The sequence below is a fragment of the Planktothrix sp. FACHB-1355 genome (assembly GCF_014748295.1).
Lineage (GTDB): Bacteria > Cyanobacteriota > Cyanobacteriia > Cyanobacteriales > Aerosakkonemataceae > Aerosakkonema > Aerosakkonema funiforme_A.
The window spans coordinates 1-4246 of record NZ_JACJUP010000584.1 but is presented as its reverse complement, the minus strand read 5'-3'; the positions used below and the strand labels follow the sequence as shown (position 1 = coordinate 4246).

The following is a 4246-nucleotide window of genomic DNA, read 5'->3' as shown; positions in this document are numbered from 1 at the left end:
GTTAGACAATGGTTTATTTGATCTGAATATCGGCAGTGCAGGAGTTGAACCTGCCTGGGGCGAATTATGAGTTCGCTGCCTAAACCGCTCGGCCAACTGCCGTAGATTTGTAGTTACCCTTGTATTATATTAGCTCTTTCGCGAACGAGCGTTTCCCTACTTCCCCAATCAGCCAAGGGCGCGGAGTATTTTAGGTAATTTGCGATCGCACGTTTGCCACAGATCCTTTCGTCCTGAGCAAGCCGCCTTCCTATTGTATAATCAGTCAGCTTAGTTCGACAACCCTTAGATATTAACTAAGATATAAATCGTCAGCTGGATCGAAAGTAGGGAAATTAGGGTAAAACCGTATTAACTATGAAGTTGAATTCGACTGTAGCGTTAACTTTAGTTTTGCTGGTTCTGATGCTTGGGGCTGGCCTGGTAAGCGGAATGTGGGGATTTGCTTTGGGACACGAAGCTCTCAAAGGCGTAAGTCAACCGGATGCTCGCCCAACAGCCAAAACGAAAAATTATAAGGAGACACCGGCGGGAACACAACCCCTGGTAATGTTAAAAGAAGCAGATATCATCAAAAGTGTCAACGTCAGAAAGCAGGGTAAAGGGAAGCAAGCTAAGGCAGACAAAAATGATGAGGCTAGCGAAAAGCGAACTAAATCACTTTCACCATCTGAATCTACTGCAACCAATGCGGCATTTCCGATCGTTTCCAAAGATAAAGGCGTTACCCTCGAAATTCGATCGGTGCAACAGCAGCAAGACACTTTACTGCTCGATGTCAGCTTGAAAAACGAGGGCGACCAGCCAGTAAAATTTTTATACAGCTTTTTGGATGTCACCGATAACCGGGGTCGTCCCTTGAGCGCCAGCGCAGAGGGCCTACCAGGAGAATTGCCTCCCAACGGGGAGTCATTTTCGGGAACGGTGAGTATCCCTACCTCTGTACTTGAAGGCGCGGATCGACTTTCCCTGACCCTGACGGACTACCCGGATCAACAACTGCGGCTCCAAACCTCTGATATTCCAGTAAGATAGGAAGGCAAAAGTCAAAAATCAACAGAAGCACGATCGGAACGGCTTCTGAATTCTGACTTATGGTTGCTGCTTTTTGGTTTGGATTTTGTCTTTTGCCTTTGGCATACGTGCCTTTTTTACAAATGGTTACCGCCTTTGTGCTTGTCTCGGTCGCTGAGCGGGGATTAAGTCAAGTTTCTTTCCTAACGTGGCCAGACACCGTGCTGCGGTTATTGTCGGTGCTGCTGCTCATTACAATCAATGCTTTTTTTGTTACCGCTGAGTTTTCCATAGTCTCGGTGCGTCGATCGCGCATCAACCATTTGGTAGATTCTGGCGATGCCCAGGCTAGAGCAGTACAACACCTGCAACAAAGTATCGATCGCCTTCTCTCTACAACCCAACTCGGTATCACTCTCTCCAGTTTGGCTTTAGGCTGGATTGGCGAAAGTACAATGGCAGTCCTGGTGGCGAACTGGATGGCGCACCTGCCTCTACCGGAAAAGATGAGTATTGCGATCGCCCATACTCTAGCCGTACCGATGGCTTTTTTGTCGATCGCCTACTTGCAGATTGTTTTGGGAGAACTTTGCCCCAAAACCGTCGCCATGCTTTACTCCGAGCAATTAGCAAGAATTTTAGCACCCCTGAGTCTGGCGATCGCCCGCTTTTTCAAACCCTTTATCTGGATTCTCAATCAATCCACCCGCTTGCTGTTGCGACTTGTGGGTATCCGCTACACAGGACAAGGTTGGAAACCGCCTGTTACCCCAGAAGAATTGCAACGGATTATCACCACCTCCAGCGAATCCACCGGACTGGAAGCAGAAGAACGAGAACTGCTGCGAAACGTATTTGAATTTGGCGATGTCTTGGCTGGAGAAGTGATGGTTCCCCGCACCAGCATAGCGGCTATTCCCAGCACCGCCACCTTCCATACACTCTTGAACGAAATCGCCGCCACAGGACACTCTCGCTATCCCGTCATGGGAGAATCCCTGGATGACATTCGCGGCTACATTGACTTCATCGAACTAGCCGAACCTTTAGCCCAAGGTATCTTGACTCTGGAAACACCAATTCAGCAGTGGATTCGCCCAGTCAGATTTGTACCAGAATATACTCCCTTGAGCGAATTATTGGCAATGATGCAGCGATCGCACCAATCAATAGTAATGGTAGTCGATGAGTTTGGCGGCACCGCTGGCTTGCTTACCCTCAACGATCTGATTGCCGAAATCATTGGCGATAGTGGCGAATTAGATAGTAACGAAGAAGTAATTGTCCAAAGTTTGGACGAGCAAACTTTTCTGGTACAAGCGCAGATGAACTTAGAGGAACTCAACGATCTTTTAGATTTGAATTTGCCTCTTATCTACGAGTATCAAACTTTAGGTGGTTTTATCCTTTACCAGCTGCAAAAAATTCCCAATCCAGGAGAAACTTTACAGTATAAAAATCTGGAATTTACGGTTGTTTCTACTGAAGGGCCGCGCTTGCATCAAATTCGCATTCGACGCCTAGAAGCCTCACCGGATTTTCTGCAACACAGCAATAGATATGACTCCTCAGAACAAAAAGCGATCGCACCAGACAATGACAGCCGCACCAACAACTCAAACACCGACCTTTAGTTATGGAAAAACCTTAAAATTGTTTCAGGATTGAATAAGGCAGCATATCTTTTAATCCCAATTCGGCAAAAGCTGCCAAACGCAACTGACAAGAATCGCAAACTCCACAAGCCAATTCTTCGCCAGCGTAGCAAGACCAAGTTTTTTCCCAAGGTACAGCTAAGCTATTTCCTAATTGAATAATCTCGGTTTTCTTTAAATTAATCAAAGGCGTTATAATTTTTATTGCTTCTCCTTCCCGACCTTGTTTCGTGCCCAAGCGAAACACTTCCTGCATTGCCTGGATATAATCGGGACGGCAATCTGGATAACCGGAATAATCTAAAGCATTGACGCCGATGTAAACTCGTTGGGCACCTATGGCTTCCGCATAAGCTAGCCCAAAACTCAAAAATATGGTATTGCGGGCTGGCACATAAGTGATGGGGATATTTTGAGACATATCAGCGAGAGAGCGATCGCTAGGTAAATCAATCTTTACATCCGTGAGAGCAGAACCACCCCACAGGCGCAAATCAAAGTTGACCATTTGGTGTTCTGCGATACCAGCAGACAAAGCGATCGCCCTTGCCGCTTCCAACTCCCGCCGATGGCGCTGTCGATAATCAAACGAAAGAGCGTAACAATCGCATCCATCAGCCTTTGCTTGATATAGAACGGTTGACGAATCCAACCCCCCAGACAGCAAAATAACCGCTTTTACCACTTTTTCCTCACCCTTGTCATATGTTGTAAATATAACTCTACGGTCTGCACATAGGTCGCCTTTACTACAAAAAGACCTTTCGATCAACTTCTAATGTGTAGGAACATAAACTCAACTTAGAAATTCTTAATCAAGAAGGACACTGTGCTACCATCTTGATGGTTTTTGACGGCGTAAGGGCGGGGCGACCCGGCCTCGACTCGGATAAGACCCAAAGTGGTGGAGGAGCATAACAGAGTGCAAGATAGCATCTCCGTGAGATTTGCGAACGCTTACGTGCAACGAAATCAACCGGAACCGTTGCGAATTGGGGTCATCGGGGTGGGCAATATGGGACAGCATCACACCCGTGTTCTCAGTTTACTTAAAGATGTCGAACTGGTAGGTGTCGCCGACATTAACGTCGAGCGCGGTCTGGATACAGCCAGTAAGTATCGAGTTCGCTTTTTTGAACATTATCGAGACCTACTTCCTCATGTGGAAGCAGTCTGCATCGCAGTACCTACCCGACTGCATCATGCAGTCGGAATGACCTGTCTGCAACATGGGGTTCACGTCCTCATCGAAAAACCGATCGCCGCCAGTATTGCCGAAGCTGAATCCCTCGTCAATGCAGCAGCTGAGTCAGGACGAATTCTACAAGTAGGTCACATCGAACGCTTCAATCCAGCTTTTCAGGAGCTCGGCAAAGTGCTGAAAACCGAAGAATTGCTTGCTTTGGAAGCGCACCGTATGAGCCCCTACTCGAATCGGGCCAATGATGTCTCTGTCGTTTTGGATTTAATGATCCACGACATCGACCTGTTGCTGGAATTGGCAGCAGCGCCTGTGGTCAAGCTGACAGCTAGCGGTAGCCGCGCCTCCGATTCTGGCTATTTAGATTATGTGACTG

4 protein-coding genes and 1 tRNA gene are annotated in these 4246 nt (G+C 47.4%); 3 read left to right on the top strand and 2 right to left on the bottom strand.

Features of this window, described 5'->3' with window-relative positions:
• Positions 1–29 precede the first annotated feature (29 nt).
• Positions 30–102: transfer RNA gene (locus tag H6S82_RS21135), tRNA-Ile, on the bottom strand.
• Between the two features lie 255 nt (positions 103–357).
• On the opposite strand from H6S82_RS21135, the gene H6S82_RS21130 reads away from it, so the two are divergent.
• Both H6S82_RS21130 and H6S82_RS21125 read left to right on the top strand, forming a co-directional pair.
• Entirely contained in the window at positions 358–1035 is a 678-nt protein-coding gene (locus tag H6S82_RS21130) for a hypothetical protein (protein WP_190466204.1), read from the top strand.
• A 122-nt stretch (positions 1036–1157) separates the two neighbouring features.
• Complete coding sequence (locus tag H6S82_RS21125; RefSeq protein WP_190466331.1) at positions 1158–2648, top strand: hemolysin family protein; 1491 nt, start codon at positions 1158–1160, stop codon at positions 2646–2648.
• Between the two features lie 13 nt (positions 2649–2661).
• On the opposite strand, the gene queC is transcribed toward H6S82_RS21125, so the two are convergent.
• On the bottom strand, positions 2662–3354 hold the full coding sequence (queC, locus tag H6S82_RS21120) for a 7-cyano-7-deazaguanine synthase QueC (RefSeq protein ID WP_190466201.1): 693 nt from the start codon (positions 3352–3354) through the stop codon (positions 2662–2664).
• A 249-nt stretch (positions 3355–3603) separates the two neighbouring features.
• Between queC and H6S82_RS21115 the strand changes: the two genes are divergently transcribed.
• Positions 3604–4246: Gfo/Idh/MocA family oxidoreductase (locus H6S82_RS21115; protein WP_347339523.1), on the top strand; the 643-nt coding region annotated here is incomplete at its 3' end.

Coding starts and splice junctions, on each gene's coding strand:
- H6S82_RS21130 (WP_190466204.1), top strand. CDS start 358: ATGAAGTTGAATTCGACTGTAGCGTTAACTTTAGTTTTGCTGGTTCTG.
- H6S82_RS21125 (WP_190466331.1), top strand. CDS start 1,158: ATGGTTACCGCCTTTGTGCTTGTCTCGGTCGCTGAGCGGGGATTAAGT.